Below are 17,074 nucleotides of genomic sequence, written 5' to 3'. Positions count from 1 at the left end.
CCGGATACGGCCCTTTCAATTGGGCCGGCCGGTCCAGTCAGACAATAGGACGGGCGGCGGTCATGTTGGGTGGACGGCTTGCCTGCGCGTCCCTCCATACGAACCCACTCTCGACAACATCTACCGGCGTACGCCGCATAGCATGTTCGGGTTTGCGCGTTAATCGCCTGAGCCGAACAGATTCAAGGATCATGTCTCTTACTCCGAAGATTATCTATACCCTCACCGACGAAGCTCCGGCACTTGCAACCCGTTCGTTGCTGCCCATCGTCCAGGCATTCGCCAAACCCGCAGGCATCACGGTTGAGACCCGCGACATTTCGCTGGCAGGCCGCATCATCGCCCTGTTCCCGGATTACCTCGAAGACGGCCAGAAGCTGTCCGACGCCCTGGCTGAGCTGGGCGCCCTCGCGGTCAAGCCCGAAGCCAATATCATCAAGCTGCCCAACATCAGCGCCTCGATGCCCCAACTGAAGGCGGCCATCAAGGAACTGCAGGACCAGGGCTACAAGCTGCCGGATTACCCGGACGCCCCCGCCAACGACACCGAGCGTGACGTCAAGGCGCGCTACGACAAGGTCAAGGGCAGCGCCGTCAACCCGGTCCTGCGCGAAGGCAACTCCGACCGCCGCGCCCCGCTGTCGGTCAAGAACTACGCCCGCAAGCACCCGCACAAGATGGGCGTCTGGTCGTCCGACTCCAAGTCGCACGTCGCGCACATGAGCGAAGGCGACTTCTACGGCACCGAAAAGTCGGCCCTCATCGCCGAAGCCGGCGACGTCAAGATCGAATTGACGGCTGCCGACGGCACCAAGACCGTCCTGAAGGAAAAGACCCCGGTCAAGGCAGGCGAGATCATCGACGCCGCCGTGCTGTCGACCGCCAAGCTGAAGTCCTTCCTGCAGGCGCAGATCGACGACGCGCGCGCCAACGGCGTGCTGTTCTCGGTCCACCTGAAGGCCACCATGATGAAGGTCTCGGACCCCGTCATCTTCGGCCACGTGGTCTCCGTGTTCTACAAGGACGTCCTGGCCAAGCACGCCGACGTCCTCAAGCAGGCCGGCTTTGACCCCAACAACGGCATTGGCGACCTGTACGCCAAGATCCAGTCGCTGCCCGCCGACCAGCAGGCCGCCATCACCGCCGACATCGACGCCGCCTACAAGACGCTGCCGCAACTGGCCATGGTGAACTCCGACAAGGGCATCACCAACCTGCACGTGCCCAGCGACGTCATCGTCGACGCGTCCATGCCCGCCATGATCCGCGACTCGGGCAAGATGTGGAACGCCGAAGGCAAGCTGCAGGACACCAAGGCCGTCATCCCCGACCGCAGCTACGCTGGCGTCTACCAGGCCGTCATCGACGACTGCAAGCGCAATGGCGCGTTCAATCCGGTCACGATGGGCAGCGTGCCCAACGTCGGCCTGATGGCCCAGGCTGCCGAAGAATACGGTTCGCACAACAAGACCTTCGTCATCCCGGCCGCCGGCACCGTGCGCGTCACCGACGCCTCCGGCGCCGTGCTGCTGGAGCAGGCCGTCGAGGCCGGCGACCTCTGGCGCATGTGCCAGACCAAGGACGCCGCGATCCAGGACTGGGTCAAGCTGGCCGTCACGCGCGCCCGCGCCACCAAGACGCCCGCCGTCTTCTGGCTGGACGAAAAGCGCGCCCACGACGCCCAGGTTATCGCCAAGGTCAAGCAGTACCTGAAGGACCACGACACCAGCGGCCTGGACCTGCGCATCCTCGACCCCGTCGAAGCCACCAAGTTCTCGGTCAAGCGCATCCGCGAAGGCCTGGACACCATCTCGGTCACCGGCAACGTGCTGCGCGACTACCTGACCGACCTGTTCCCCATCATGGAACTGGGCACCAGCGCCAAGATGCTGTCGATCGTGCCGCTGGTCGCTGGCGGCGGCCTGTTTGAAACCGGCGCGGGCGGTTCGGCGCCCAAGCACGTGCAGCAGTTCCTGGAAGAAGGCTTCCTGCGCTGGGATTCTCTGGGCGAATTCATGGCGCTGGCCGAGTCGCTGGACCACCTGGGCCGCACGTACAAGAACCCGACCGCCCAGATCCTGGCCAAGACGCTGGATCAGGCCACGGCCAAGTTCCTGGACGAAAACAAGTCGCCCGAGCGCAAGGTCGGCGGCCTGGACAACCGCGGCAGCCACTTCTACCTGGCGATGTACTGGGCCCAAGCCCTGGCCGCCCAGACCGAAGACCGCGCCCTGGCCGCCCAGTTCGCGCCCGCCGCGACCGCGTTCTCGGAAGGCGAGAACAAGATCCTGGACGAGCTCAAGGCAGCCCAAGGCAAGCCCGTGGACATCGGCGGCTACTACCAGCCGAACGAAGCCAAGGCCAGCCAGGCCATGCGCCCCAGCGCCACGCTGAACAAGGTGCTGGCCTCCATCGGCTAAGCGTCCCCTGCTTTGCCAGCTGGCGCAAGCTGGCTGACAGACAAGAAACCGGCAGTCCCGTTGGGGCTGCCGGTTTTTCTTTGGACGCGCCGGATGGCTGCATTCGTGGGCAAGGCGACACGCGCCCTACCGCCCCGGCATCAACCTGTCCAGCCGCAGCCTTCCACGCTCATCGGTCAATCGGCGCATGGCGCCGTAGGCTGCGCCCATCGCTGCCATGCCGCTTGCGCCGCACAGCAGGAACATCAGCAGGATCTGGTATTTGGCCGCGTCCACCGGGTCCATGCCCGCGATGATCTGGCCGGTCATGATGCCGGGCAAGGTGATGATGCCCGCGGCGGACATCTGGTTGATGCTTGGCACGATGCCGCGCCGCACGGATTCGCGCAGCAGCGATGAGAACGCCTGGTGGACCGTGGCCCCCAGTGCCAAACGTGCCTCGATGCCCAGCCGTTCGCGGCGCACGCCTGACAGCATGCCGTCCAGCGCCAGGCTGGCGGCATTGAGCACGCTGCCCAGCACAATGCCCACCAGTGCAATCGTGTAGCGCGGGTCGTACCAGGGGTCTGGACGCAACGCCGTGCTCAGGATGAACAGCGCCGTGATCAGCGTGGTGCTGGCCACCGCCAGCGTGCCGACCCAGCCGTTGCCGTGTCCGGTCAGGCGCGCCTTGGGCCGGGCGGCCACCTCGCGCGCGGCCAGCGCCATCATCACGGCCACCACCAGCGCCGTCAGCCATGGCGCGGCGTGGGCGAACACGATGCGAAGGATCTGGCCGACCAGGAGCAGTTGCACCACCGTCCGCACCGCCGCCCACAGCACCTGCCTGTGCAGGTTCAGGCGCAGCGCAAAGGAAATGCCGGCGCTTAGCAGCACCAGCAGCGACGCGATCACCAGATCCAGCGCCTGCAGTTGGATCACGTCCATAGGGGCTCCATGCGGCCCTGCGTCATCCGCCAGCTTCGGCGCGCCAGACGACCGGCCTGCTCGGCGCTATGCGTGACGATCAGGATGCCGCCACCGCGAGTCAGAAACCGCGCCAAAGTTCGGAAACGGCAACGGCGTATCGTCTGGAAACCATCCGAGCATAAGGCGCTGACCCGCCATCTCCATCGAGGTTGTGCCGTTCCAGGGCAAGACAAGGACACCGCCACAATGCGAAGGTCGATGAAGATAGACTTGACGAGTAATCCGATTAAACCGAACCAGCAAGTGACGGGACGTCAACACCTCTAGACGACTGAAGCGGAATGCGTGCCTGAAGTAGAGCCAAAGCGGCACGCCAAAAATAATGACGTCGAACGCCAAATCAAAGTACTGCTGCCACCCGATTGAACTGTCATACCACTTCATCGAGCCGAGCAGCACTGCAAAGAGAATTGGTCCCGAACTAACGGCCCACGCATATAAAATCATGCCTACAAAAATTGCAGTGGCGAGCGTGATAAGCCCCCGCTTGTCTTCCATTCCCCCGCAACGCATCTCCATATATATATCGTTAGCGGCGTACACTGGGCCGCGACTGACAGCGCGATCGCAACGTTTTGCCTGTTGGGCCGCTCGCTCTTGCGCAACATCTTCTACGTAAGACACAGCTCGTGGCGAGGGCCGTGCGCCTCCGGAATGGCTCCCTAATTCCTCATCCGATTTCAAGCAGCCCAACCACATCATCCACTCGGTCGCGTACATCAAGCCACCTCATTCAGGGCGCCATAGACGCTCGCCAATTCTTGCGCTGTGTCTTCAAACGGCTTCTCGTTCTGAAACTTTGGTCCGCGATACGATGTACGCTTGCACCATTTTTGCAGAGCGTCATCATCGAAAATTGCAATTGCCACACTGGCTACGACCAAAATTCCCGTCCCACGGAGTAGCAGGCGGCGCAAAAATAGCGCCACTGCCTCCTTGGCAAAGAAGGCTGAAATGTCTGCCATCATGCCCAACGAGACGCTCCAGCGTGAGAGCACAGCCCGCTCTGCAACAATGCGTAGCATCGGTGCAGCCGCTCCCAAGGTTAAGCTTGCTTGCCCTGTCGCCATCAAGAGAGTCGTGACAAACCGGATCCGAAATGCTCGGGATAGCGATGTTTTTTTCTCTTTCGCCGCGTTCTGCATATCAATCAGATCATACGTAGCGGCGATCGCACCTCCCATGATCGCCAACGCCCCACCCCACAGCCGCAGCCTCCCCAAGAACACCGTGGCCCCCACCCCGGTCGTGCTTCCGGGATTGAAGTGCCTCAACACCAGCTCCGTCCCGCAGGCCAGCATTTCGATCCCCGCCGCGCCGGCGGTCAGCACGGCGGCCGCCAGCTCGGCTCTCTGCCTGTCGTTCTGAGGCAGGCTGTGCATTCTTAATCCGAGCAGGCCGGCCTCAAGCAACAGCAGCCACCCGCTGGCCCTTACCTTGTAGAACTCGCTGGAGTGCGCATCCACCAGCTCCGTCGCGAAGGCGAATTGGACGTTCTGCTTGATCTGGCCTCGCATGACCGTCCGGTCCGCGCTGTGGCCGATGGCCTGCAGGTCCTCTAGCCTGAGGTTGACGGCGCGCTCGCCGATGCTGGCGGCGAGCCAGCTGCGGGTGGCCCAGTGGACGAACCATTCGTTGCCTCGCGAGGCGTGGCGCAAGGTCTGACGGCCCAGGCTGGCGTACCAGGCCAGGACTCCGCCTGACAGTCCCGCATTGCTCGATTTGTCCATCGCTTCGTACACGCTATTGGCCTTGTCAAAGAGCTGCCCTAGCGTCTTTGCCATTTCGAGGCCCGTCCGCGTGTACTGGTAAATGGTGTCGCCGGCAGCGAGCGCCGGCTCGGATTTCGCGGATTCGCGGATGCGGTCCATTTCCGCCAGGATGGCATCCTGATTTAGTCCAAAGCTTCGCAGCGCGAGGTTCTTGCGGTCTTGCGCCCCACCCTGCCACCACTGCTGGATGAAGTTGGCACTGCTTTCGCATCCTTCCGCACCAAAGACGCACAGTCCTGTCTGACCCGCAAACCGCCAGCCGCTGGCAAGATCGGCATCGTCATAGACGTCCAACCCATCCAGTAATTGCTCGCTCTGCAACCAGACTTCGTATGGCAGTGCCCGACGCGCCGCTTCCTGTTCCGCAATTCGACACTGGGTCTCGAAACCCGCGAGCGCCTGTTTCATGGCGTAGATCTGCAACGCCGCTTTCGGGTCCGGCGGAGTTACGTACTTGCTTTCGAAGCGGGTGCGGTATTCGCCGCTGTCCAGTTTGGCTTGCACCCGCGCCCTTATCGTGGCTTCATAGTTGCGCACGTGCTCCTGGGCTGCCGCTTCCCAGCGTTTCTGCTGCGCCTCGTCGAGGATCCAGTTGCGCCCCCGCGCCATCTCGGGATTGAACACCTTGTCCCGTTCGATCTCGATGTAATGCTGCGCCTCCAAGGCAGCGGACCTCTCTTCAAACTGATTCCGAACATCGCCGAACGCCTGCGCCACCAGAATCTTGCGTTCGTTGCTGATGCCGTTGTTGGCCCCACCCCTGTTCAAGTAGTCCTTCAGCGTCTCGACGGCCTCGTTTCGCCAGGCGTTGAGTTGCTGAGTAATGCCGATGGGGTCGCGCAGCACGATAGCGGCGCCGCGGGCTCGGGTGACCGTCGGCCTCAAATCCGACGCGACCAATTGCGGGGCGTGGTGATAATCCGGGTCGGAATGGAGCTGATTGGCAAGCGTGGGCGCCAAGCGGGTATGGGCCGCGGCGATGCTCTCGGCAATGCCATTGTCCGTGGAAGACATGTCGAGCACGTCGGGAGCAAACGAGCAGATGTTGGCGATTTCCTTGATGTCGAATGCCTGCAGCTTGTTGCGCAACGAATCGGTATCGCGCAACTTGTCGAGCATGCGCTCGGTAAGCACGTCCGGAGTGAACAGCAGGCGCGCTTCCTGGATGTCTTCCGGGGCCTTGAACAGGATGGTCCAGCCGCCATATCCGAGCAGGCGGCGCGGTTCGGGCGCGTACTGCGAATCTGGCGAGTAAGGCCAGAATGGGGAGAACACCCCTGTCCCTGTCGCTCGCCACGCGCTTTCGCAATTCCATTTTCCGAAGCGCTTGATGAACGCGTACAGGTAACCCTGGCGCATGGCGCGCACGGCGTAGCGGACGCCTTTGGCGTGCAACGCGGGCAACCCCAGGCCGAGATTGCGAGGCAGATCCGGCGCCAGCGCGGCAAGCGCTTCCGGATCTTCGCTGGTCACCACGGCATAGCGCAGCGGAAGAATGGCAACTTCGGACTTGCAGTCGACGCACGGGCTGGGCGCTTCGTCCCGTCGAGTACTGCGCGCGACGTCGACTGCCTGCGATAGCAGCTCTTCCAATGACACCTGGTTCATGACCGCGGTCCAGGACGCCGTGATGGTGAAATGCCGTGCTGAAGTGCGCTGGCTTCCCCATCATTGGCGCCAACGATAAACAGGAAAATCGGACGAGATTGGGCGGGCACGCGGCGCTCCGGTGGCTGCGGCCCGGCTCGAAAGACGTTATTGCTGAGGCAGCCGCTATGGGGTGGGCGTCCGCCGCGTACCCTGACCGGAAGCGCCCTAGCTTCCCACCTGATGCACCCGAGGACGATCGCCGTGATCGTGCTCGCGCATCTGAAACGTGTACATCAAAAGCTTCTTAAATATGCCCGTCGTCCCAACCTTGTGCATGGCACACGGAGGATACGCTCGGGTTCTCTGGCGCAACGCCCCACCCAGGCCGCTTACTCAAAGCATATGCGCCAGGAACTCCCGGCTGCGCGCATGCCGGGGCGCGGCAAAGAACGCGGCGGAAGGCGCTTCCTCGACGATGCGGCCGTCGTCCATGAAGATGACGCGATGCGCCACTTCGCGCGCGAAGCCCATTTCGTGGGTCACGACCAGCATGGTCATGCGTTCGTCGGCCAACTGCTTCATGGTGCGCAGCACTTCGCCGGTCAGTTCCGGGTCCAGCGCCGAGGTGGGCTCGTCGAACAGCATGATGTCGGGCTCCATGGCCAGCGCGCGGGCAATGGCGACGCGCTGCTTCTGGCCGCCGGACAGGCGGGTGGGATAGTTGTCGCGCTTGTTCAGAAGGCCGACCTTGCGCAGCAGTTCTTCGGCCTTGGGCACGATCTGGGCGCGGGTCATGCCCTTGACGGTGATGGGCGCCTCGATGATGTTCTGCAGCACCGTCATGTGCGGAAACAGGTTGAACGACTGGAACACCATGCCCATCTTGCGGCAGATGCGGCGCACGTCGGCGTCGCTGGCGTATTGGCTGCGCGCGCCGGTGACGGCGGCCGCCATGGTTTCGCCTTCCACCACGATACTGCCTTCGTCGATGGTCTCAAGGTGATTCAGGCAGCGCAGGAACGTGCTCTTGCCAGAGCCCGACGGGCCGATCACCGCGACCACCTCGCCCTGCTCCAGGGTCAACGAAACGTCGTCCAGCACCCGGTTCGCGCCGAAGGATTTGACGATGTGGCGGGCTTCGATCATGACCGGGCGCATGTTCAGCCCGGCCGGGGAATTACTGGTCATATTTGGCATAGCGCTTTTCCATGTGCTGGAAGAACCACGTCAGGAGCAGCGTCATCAACAGGTAGAAAGCCGCGGCGACCAGGAACGGCGTGGTCGTGAAGTCGCGCTGCACGATGCCGCGCGCGGTGCGCAGGATGTCATTGAGGGCCAGCACGTAGATGAGCGAGGTGTCCTTGACCAGCGTGATGGTCTCGTTGCTCATGGGGGGCAACACGCGCTGCACCATCTGCGGCAGGACGATGCGGCGCAGCGTCTGCAGGTAGGTCATGCCCAGCACCTTGCTGCCTTCGTACTGGCCACGGTCCACCGACTGGATGCCGGCGCGGAAGATCTCGGCGAAATATGCGGCGTAGTTCAGGGCAAACGCCACGACGGCCGCCGGAAAGTCGGGCAGCCGGATGCCGATCACCGGCACGAACGGCAGCGCGAAATAGATGAACAGCATCTGGAGCATCAGCGGCGTGCCGCGCATCAGCCAGATATAGCCATTGACGGCGCGGCTCAGCAGCGGCCACTTCGAGATGCGCGCCAAGGCCAGCACAAGGCCCAGCGGCACGGCAAGCGCCAGCGTGATGAAAAACAGCGTCAAGGTCACTTTCGCGCCTTGCGCCATGGGCCCCAGAAGGGAAAGTACGTAGTCCATGCAGTGGGTTCGCGCCGCGCGGGCAAGAGAGAATCATGGGCGAGCCCGCCTGGCCTTGCGGTGCCGCGGCGGGCTGCGAACTGCAACGGCAAAGGCGCCGCGGCCGGTTGGGCCGCGGGCGCTTTTCTCGTTTACTTGATGATGTTGGCGCCGAACCACTGCGTGGCGATGCGGCCGGCGGTGCCGTCCTGCTTCATCGAGTCCAGCGTCTTGTCCAGCTTGGCCAGGAGTTCGGTGTCGTCCTTGCGCACGCCGACGCCGTAGTCTTCCGTGCCGAAGTTCTCTTCCAGCACGCGGTATTCGCCCGCGCGCTTGCTGATGAGGTAGCGGCCCACGACTTCGTCGACGACGATGGCGTCCAGACGGCCCGCGGCCAGGTCCATCAGCGCGGTGACGTTGTCGCCGAACTTCTTCACTTCCTTGATCTGCGCGGCAACCGGATCCTTGGCGATGGCGTCGGTGGCGCTGCTGCCGTCCTGCGCGCCGACGACCTTGCCGGCCAGGTCATTCTTGACCTTCACGGGCGAGGTGTTGCCCACGATGATGATCTGGTGGTTGGCCATGTAGGGCGCGGTGAAGCTGATGTTCTTCTTGCGCTCTTCCGTGATGGTCAGGCCGTTCCACAGCACGTCGACGCGCTTGCCGTTCAGCTCGGCTTCCTTGGCGCTCCAGTCGATGGGCTTGAACTCCACTTCGATGCCCAGGCGCTTGCTGGCTTCCTTGGCCATGTCGATGTCAAAACCGACAATCTGGTTGCTGGCGTCGCGAAATCCCATGGGCGGGAAATTGTCGTCCAGGCCCACGACAACCTTCTTGGGCGCGGCCGGCGCCTGGGCGCTCGCGGCGGGCGCGTTGTCGCCAGGACCGCAGGCCGTGAGCAGCGAGGTTGCGGACACAAGAAGTACAGCTGTCAGTTTTTTCATCGTTGTGGGGTGCGCCAGGCGCAGGTAGGGGGATACCGGAAAGGCTGGCCAAAAAGCCGCGAGGCGGTATTTTAGCGTTCCTGGCGGGAAGCGCCGGCGGGCGGTCGCCGACGTTTCTGCGGTGGTTGCGTTTCGAGCCCTCGACGAATGCCTTCGCGCTTCTGAGGCGGCTAAGTTACGGACGAGAAAAATAATGTTAATACTCGTCACTATTGACACATTAAGTTGTAAGATCGCGATACAACGCCCCGAATATTGCGGACTTCGACACCCTGGGTCTCCAGGCTCGTTTACGGCGACAGCCGCTGGCGGCATGGAGAAGCAGGTCATGAAGAAGGTCAAACAATGGTTGGCGGGCAGCCTGAACGGCGCCAACCGCCCCCGCCCCGCCGTGGCGGCGTCTCCCCTGCTGATGGCGCTGGAGCCTCGCATTGTCTATGACGCCTCGGTGGCGGCGCTCTCCGCGCAACCCCACCAGGCCGATCCCGCGCCGGAGATCCATCGCGCCGGCGAACCTCAGGCCGACGCCCCTTCCCAAGCTAACGCCACGCCGCCAGCCGTTTCGGCCGGTCAGCCTCGAGCCTCGGATACGCCCCCGCCCGCCGCCGCCCAGGCCCAGTCGGCGGGCCGCCAGACTGCGCAGGACGGAACCCAGACCGCCGACAGGCAGCAACAAGACCAGCAGGCGGCCGCCGACGGCATCGCGGTGTCGAGCCTGCAATCGCAGGTGGTGTTCATCGATCCCAGTGTCGAAAAGTATCAGACCCTGATCGACGGGCTGGCTCCTGGCACGCAGTATGTCGTGCTGGATGCCCGATCCGACGGCTTTGCCCAGATTGCGCAATATCTCCAATCGCATCCCGGCGTGGACGCGATCAGCCTGATTTCGCACGGCTCCAACGGCGCGATCCAGGCCGGCTCGACCTGGCTGACCGCCTCCTCGCTGGCGGCGCACAGCGCCGACCTGGCGCGGATCGGCGCGGCGATGAACCCGGGTGGCGATTTCCTGATCTACGGATGCGACATCGCACAGCAGGCCGATGGGCAGGCGTTGGTGCGCCAGATCGCCGACCTCTCGCACCTGGACGTCGCGGCCTCCACCGACGCCACGGGCGCCGCGACGCGGGGCGGGGACTGGACACTCGAGTATCACGCGGGCGACGTTCAATCCACGTTGAACGCTTCGCCGATCGCGCTGGCGCAGTACGGCGGCCTGCTTGCGGTCACGACCGAAACCTACGATACCGCCGCCTCCAACAATTTTTCTGCCGTTGGCCAGTCGCAATTTACGCTGAATGGCATTACGTACACATTTGACCGGGCGGCCAATTCCTACGCATACAACGACAGCAATAGCCCGTTCGGGCCGACCGATATTACCGACGGCCCGACCGACGGCGTGCTGCTGCTCAATGCCGACGGCACCTCAGTCATGAGAAGCGTGACGATCTCGCTAGCCAACGGCCACACATTTTCGCTGCAAGGCTTCGATCTCAGTTCTTTCAATGGTGACCTGTACATCCAGGCTAACTACAAGGATGGATCGCACAGCGCACTGATCCAGTTGGCGACGGCTACGGTAGGCGGATTCGTGGGTACGGTATCGAACCAGAACCAGCTGGGTTCGGCGTTCGACAACATCGTCTCGTTTTCACTGATCGACCAGAACGATACCGGCGCCTTCCAACCCTCACTGGACAACCTGGCTTATACCGAAGTGGGCGCGTTCGTCACCACCAGCCCCGGCAATGCGGCGTGGTCATCGGCCAATAACGGCGTAGGCGGCACAGCGGTCGCCATCGATCCGGGCCTGACGCTGAGCGGAACGTCCACTGCTATCTCGGCGACGGTACGGATCACCAATTTTGTCGTCGGCGATCAACTGGGATTCACGGCGCAAAACGGCATCTCAGGCAGCTACAACGCAAGCGTCGGCGAGCTCCGGCTGACCGGCACCGCAAGCCTCGCGCAATGGCAAGCCGCGCTGCGGTCAGTCACGTTTTCCAGCACGATGACCTCGCCCAGCCTCTCGGACACAACTCGGTCGATCGCTTTTTCGTTCAGTGACGGACAGAACGACAGCGATGTTGCCACCCGCAATATCACGATCACGGAAACGCCCCAGACGCCCCTCGTCAGCGACGCCTCGCCCGCCAACACCAACTACGTGGCGGGCTCTGCAGGCATCGTCGTCAATAGCACCATCAGCGTCAGCGACGCGGACAGCCTGAAGCTGCCGGCCGGGACCGTGACGATTTCTGCCGGCTACATCGCGGGCGATACCCTGTCGTTCAATAACTCCAGTGTGTCCCTGTACGGCGACATCATCGGGAGTTACGACTCGGCGACGAGAACCTTGTCCTTGACTTCCGTGTCCGACAACGCCACCGTAGCCCAGTGGCAGAACGCACTGCGGGCCGTGACGTTCTCGGCTGGCGCCTCGACATCCGCCGGCCTGCGCGACATCACATTCTCGGTGCGGGACAGCGCCAGCACCAGCGCGCCGCTGCATCACAGCGTCCAGGTTGAAACGCCTCTGGCGGTCACCCCTGGTGCCGGCTCCGCGTCGTTCACCAGCGGCGACAACACGATCTCCACGCCCGTCGCCGTCGACGCGGGCCTCACGCTCAGCGGCGGCAACAGCGCCACACTGGCCAGCGCGACCGTCGCGATCACCGGCAATTTCCAGGTGAATCACGACGAACTCGTCTTTATCGGCAATCCGGCGACGTCGGGCGATATTTCCGGCGTCTACGACAGTGGCACGGGCGTCCTGACGCTGACCTCCGCGGGCGGCGCCTCGCTGGCGCAATGGCAGACCGCCCTGCGATCCATCCGCTTCACCAATGATCTGGTCGTGCCCAGCAGCGCCACGCGCACGGTCAGCTTCCAGATCAGCGATGGCACGCAGACCAGCGCCGTCGCCGCGCGCTCGGTCACTGTGACCGCGACCGACCAGACCCCATTGCTGGGCAACAGCGGCAACACCGCCCATTTTGTATCCGGCGACAACTCGGCCTCCACGCCCGTTGTCGTCAACAGCGCCATTACCGTCAGCGATGCGGACGGCGGCCCGCTGCAGCAGGCTGTTGTCACCATTTCCGGCAACTACCAGCAGACCGACGAGCTGCGTTACATCAACAACAATGCAGCGCTGTACGGCAACATCTTTGCCACCTACGTCAACGGCGTGTTGACGTTGACTTCAAGCGGCAGAACGGCAACGCTTGCCCAGTGGCAAAACGCGCTCCAGGCAGTCACGTTCACCTCGACCGCGGTCGTGCCGAGCACCGCCACGCGTACCGTCAATTTCAGTGTCAGCGACGGCACAAAGATCAGCGCGGCCGCCCAGACAGCGATAACGGTTACGGCCTCCACGCAAACCCCTATCCTTTCCGGCTCGGCCGGCAGCGTTACTTTCACACAAGGCGACAACGCGCCCGGTAGCGCCATCGTGATCGATGCTGGCATCATGGTCAGTGACCTCGACAGCGCCACCCTGACGCAGGCCAACGTCGTGATCGCCAGCGGTTATGACAGCAACGGCGACACGCTGCTGTTTACCAACGACGGCGCGACGATGGGCAACATTACCGGGTCCTATTCGTCCGGCGTGCTTGTGCTGACTTCCAGCAACGGCTCGGCCACGCTGGCGCAATGGCAATCCGCGCTGCGTTCCATCCGGTTCACGGACATTGCGGCGGTGCCGAGCACGACGCAGCGCACCATCAACTTCGTCATCACCGACGGCTTCAAGGTCAGCGCCAGTATCCAGCGCATGATCGATGTCCAGCGGGTTGATCAGTCGCCAGTGCTGACGAACAGCGGCGGCAGCTCAACCTTCACATCGGCCGACAACGCGCCGTCCACGCCCGTCATGATCGATGCGTCGCTGACGCTAAGCGATCCGGACACGCCGACCATGGTCTCGGCCACGGTAAGGATCACGGGCAATTACCAGATGGGCGAGGACGTGCTGGCGATGGGCAGCGGATCGTTTGGCGACATCCAGGCGACGTTCGATGCCGCAACGGGCACGTTGACGCTGACCTCGGCCGGCGGCTCCACCACCGCGCAATGGCAGGCCGCGCTGCGCTCGGTCACTTATGCCGCCACGTCGGCCGTACCGCAGACCTTCAACCGCACCATTTCCTTCTCGGTCAACGACGGCGCCAAGTCCAGCGGCATCTCCGACAAGGCCATCATCGTCATCGCCACTCATCAGACGCCCGTGCTGGGCAGCTCGGGCGACAGCGTGACCTACCTGCCGGGCCAAAGCGGCAAGATCATCGACAGCGGCCTGACGCTGACGGACCGCAATGTCGCGGGAGCTTCGCTCGTGGCGCTGACACTGGAAGCGCGGATTACGTCGGGCCTGCAGCAGGGCGACATCCTGAACTTCGACCTGCCGCCATCGACGCTGACGAATGGGATGACCGTTACCTATGATGCCGCCCTGGGCAAGCTGACCATCGCATCCACCGGCGGCACGCTCGCGCAGTGGCAATCGCTGCTGGCCAACATCCACTTCTCGGCCGCGGCCAGCGCGCCGCTGGGTGCGCGCACAGTCGAGTTCACCATCAGCGACGGCGTCAAGACCAGCGCGCCGCTGTCCTACACCGTTGACGTCATCAGTTCGGCGCCCGCATTGTCCAGCCCCAGCACGGGCTCCGTCTCGTTCGTGGCGGGTGACAATACGTCGTCCAGCCCGGTCGTCATCGATGGCGGCCTGCTCCTTGCCTCCCCGCTGGGCAACGTCGTCGACTCGGCCGTCGTCGCCATCACGGGAAATCTGCATTCAGCCGAAGACGTTCTGTCGTTCGTCAACAACGGCTTGACCATGGGCGACATCACCGGCAGTTACAACGTGCTGACCGGCGTGCTTACCCTGAACTCGGCGAGCGGCACCGCGACGCTGGCGCAATGGCAGGCCGCGTTGCGCTCGATCACCTACGCCGACACCCGGGTCTCGCCCAATACGGCGACGCGCACGATCAGTTTTTCCGTCAATGCCGGCCCGCAGTTCAGCAACGTCCTGACGCGCGCCATCACGGTGACGGCCACTGACCAGACGCCGTTGATCTCGTCCGGCAGCACCGGTGCGGCATCTTTCGTGGCAGGTGACAACACGGCTTCGACGCCCGTGACCGTGGACAGCGGCATTGCGCTGTCCGACCTCGATAACGCGACGCTGGCCTCGGCCACCGTGCAGATCGGCGCCGGCTTCCGTGCCGGCCAGGACGTGCTTGCGTTCGCCAACGATGGCGTGACGATGGGTAATATCGTCGCAGCCTACGACGCGGTCAACGGCACGCTGACGCTGACCTCGGCCGGCGGCACCGCCACGCTGGCGCAATGGCAGGCTGCGCTGCGCGCCGTCACCTATCGCAACACGGCCGTTACGCCAGATACCGTCACCCGCAGCATCGGCTTTGCGGTCAACGACGGCATCAAGCGCAGCACCACGCTCACGCGCGACGTCACCGTCACCGCCACCGATCAGACGCCGGTGATTTCCTCCGGCAGCACCGGTGCCGCGTCCTTCGTCTCGGGCAACAACACGGTCTCGACGCCCGTGACCGTGGACGGCGGCATCGCGCTGTCCGACCTGGACAACGCGACGCTGGCCTCGGCCACCGTGCAGATCGGCGCCGGCTTTCATGCCGGCCAGGACGTGCTCGGCTTTGCCAATGACGGCCTGACGATGGGCAACATCGCCGCCACGTACGATGCGGCTCATGGCACGCTGATGCTGAACTCGGCGGGCGGCACCGCCACGCTTGCACAGTGGCAGGCCGCGCTGCGCGCCGTCACCTACCTCAACACGGCCATCACGCCCGATACCGCAAACCGTAGCATCGGCTTTGCGGTCAGCGACGGCGCCAAGGCCAGCGCCATCCACACGCGCGACGTCACCGTCACCGCCACCGGTCAAACGCCGGTGATTTCGTCCGGCAGCACTGGCGCGGCGCCATTCATCTCGGGCGACAACATGGCCTCGACGCCGGTGGCCATCGACACCGGCATTGCGCTGTCCGACGCTGACAACGCAACGCTGACCTCGGCCACCGTCCAGATCGGCGCGGGATTCGTTGCCAGCGAGGACCTGCTTGGCTTCATCAACGACGGCCTGACGATGGGCAACATCGCCGCCACCTACGATGCGGCCCACGGCACGCTCACGCTGACCTCGGCCGGCGGCTCCGCCACCCTGGCGCAATGGCAGGCCGCGCTGCGCGCCATCACCTACACCAACACCGCCATCACGCCCGATGCCGTCACCCGCAGCATCGGCATTGCGGTCAACGACGGCGCCCAGACCAGCGCGGTCTTCTCGCGCGATGTCGCCATCACCGCAGTGCGGCAGACGCCGCACCTGAGCGACGACGGCGCATCGCCCGTCTACACCGCCAGCCAGGATGCCAGCCCGGTCGCGGTGGGCACCGGCATTACGCTGACCGACCGCAATGCCACGCCGCCCACCACGGCCACCGTGTCCTTCAGCGGTACGTTCGATCCGCAACGCGATGTGCTGGGCTTCGCGGCAACCGCGCAAACCGGCGACATCGTGGCCAGCTACGATCCCGCATCGGGCGTGCTGACGCTGCGCTCGGTCAATGGCGCGGCGACGGTAGCGCAGTGGCAGGCCGCACTGGCCGCGGTCACCTACCGCGACTCGCAGGCCGAATCCACCGACGGCACGCGCACGCTGTTGTTTAGCGTGGCCAATGGCGACAAATCGAGCGCAGCCCTGCAGCGCACGCTCCACATCGAAGGCGTGTCCGCGTCCAGCCAGGTTGGCGTTCCCATCCTGCCGCAGCCGCAGCAGAATGTGGACACGGCGCTTCGGGATGACAACGGCGATACGTCCGAGCGCTATCTGAATCCCGCCCAGGCGCCGGCCATCGAGACGGGCGTGTATGAATTGCCCACCGGGCGCGTGGGAGACGCAAGCACGCCCTTCTACACGCTCGTTGCGCAAGAAGGCCGTAACCCAGGCATGGCGCCGAGCCCGGTGGGCGTCCCCAAGATCGAGCGCGTCACCGGCGATTTCCGTTACATCCCGCCGGAGCTCGACTTCACCTCGCGCGTCCAGGCGTTGCCTTCCGTCGACATCCCACAGCGATATGTCGCTGGCGTTGCGTTCTCGGTGGTCGTGAAGATGCCGTTCGTGATGGATGCGCAGGCGATGCGCGCCGACCTTCACTCCATCACCACCGCAAGATTGCCCGGCGGCGCCCCGCTACCGGCCTGGCTGCACTACGACGCCGATTCCGGCGAGCTGACAGGCACGCCCCCGGCTGGTGTAGACCAGCTGCGCATCGTGCTTCAGGCCGGCGGCTTCAGCCGAGAGTTCGTCCTGCACTTCGAGGCCCGGGACAACCAGCCGGCCGCCCCGGCCCGCCCCGGCATCAGCGAGCCCCGCGCCGCGTTGCCCGCCGCCAAGGACTCGCTGGCCGCGCAATTCGCCAACGCGATGGCTGCCTTGCACATTTCGCACAACGACGCGGCGCCGTCTGCGGCCCCCCACACTGCAACCGAGCACCGGTCATGACCCAAGGTTTCGCC

At 64.1% G+C, this 17,074-nt stretch carries 8 protein-coding genes; 2 read left to right on the top strand and 6 right to left on the bottom strand.

Annotation, left to right across the window (positions count from 1 at the left end):
• Positions 1–191: 191 nt before the first annotated feature.
• Positions 192–2,420, top strand: a complete 2,229-nt coding sequence (locus tag KVT32_RS07615) for an NADP-dependent isocitrate dehydrogenase (protein WP_217617947.1) — start codon at positions 192–194, stop codon at positions 2,418–2,420.
• A gap of 126 nt (positions 2,421–2,546) precedes the next feature.
• On the opposite strand, the gene fetB is transcribed toward KVT32_RS07615, so the two are convergent.
• The 6 genes from fetB to KVT32_RS07585 all read right to left on the bottom strand — a co-directional run bounded on the left by fetB (position 2,547) and on the right by KVT32_RS07585 (position 9,505).
• On the bottom strand, positions 2,547–3,347 hold the full coding sequence (gene fetB, locus KVT32_RS07610) for an iron export ABC transporter permease subunit FetB (RefSeq protein WP_152384519.1): 801 nt from the start codon (positions 3,345–3,347) through the stop codon (positions 2,547–2,549).
• Positions 3,348–3,413: 66 nt separating this feature from the next.
• The gene (locus tag KVT32_RS07605; RefSeq protein WP_217617946.1) at positions 3,414–3,887 is read right to left on the bottom strand and encodes a hypothetical protein; all 474 of its coding nucleotides are present in this window, start codon (positions 3,885–3,887) and stop codon (positions 3,414–3,416) included.
• Positions 3,888–4,108: 221 nt separating this feature from the next.
• Positions 4,109–6,769 carry a T6SS effector BTH_I2691 family protein gene (locus tag KVT32_RS07600; RefSeq protein WP_217617945.1) on the bottom strand — a complete coding sequence of 887 codons (2,661 nt, stop codon included), beginning with the start codon at positions 6,767–6,769 and terminating at the stop codon, positions 4,109–4,111.
• A 375-nt stretch (positions 6,770–7,144) separates the two neighbouring features.
• Positions 7,145–7,897: an amino acid ABC transporter ATP-binding protein gene (locus KVT32_RS07595; RefSeq protein ID WP_056318838.1), complete on the bottom strand. Its 753-nt coding sequence runs from the start codon at positions 7,895–7,897 to the stop codon at positions 7,145–7,147.
• 31 nt (positions 7,898–7,928) lie between these two features.
• Positions 7,929–8,582 (bottom strand): amino acid ABC transporter permease, encoded by a 654-nt coding sequence (locus KVT32_RS07590; RefSeq protein ID WP_056318568.1) that lies wholly within the window; start codon positions 8,580–8,582, stop codon positions 7,929–7,931.
• Positions 8,583–8,713: 131 nt separating this feature from the next.
• Positions 8,714–9,505 (bottom strand): amino acid ABC transporter substrate-binding protein, encoded by a 792-nt coding sequence (locus KVT32_RS07585; RefSeq protein WP_056318565.1) that lies wholly within the window; start codon positions 9,503–9,505, stop codon positions 8,714–8,716.
• 328 nt (positions 9,506–9,833) lie between these two features.
• Between KVT32_RS07585 and KVT32_RS07580 the strand changes: the two genes are divergently transcribed.
• The gene (locus KVT32_RS07580) at positions 9,834–17,060 is read left to right on the top strand and encodes a DUF4347 domain-containing protein (protein ID WP_217617944.1); all 7,227 of its coding nucleotides are present in this window, start codon (positions 9,834–9,836) and stop codon (positions 17,058–17,060) included.
• Positions 17,061–17,074: the final 14 nt, after the last annotated feature.

It is taken from the genome of Achromobacter sp. GbtcB20, from assembly GCF_019091095.1.
Taxonomy (GTDB): domain Bacteria; phylum Pseudomonadota; class Gammaproteobacteria; order Burkholderiales; family Burkholderiaceae_B; genus Achromobacter; species Achromobacter mucicolens.
Note: the sequence above shows the minus strand (reverse complement) of the source record. Positions and strands in the feature narration are given on the sequence as shown.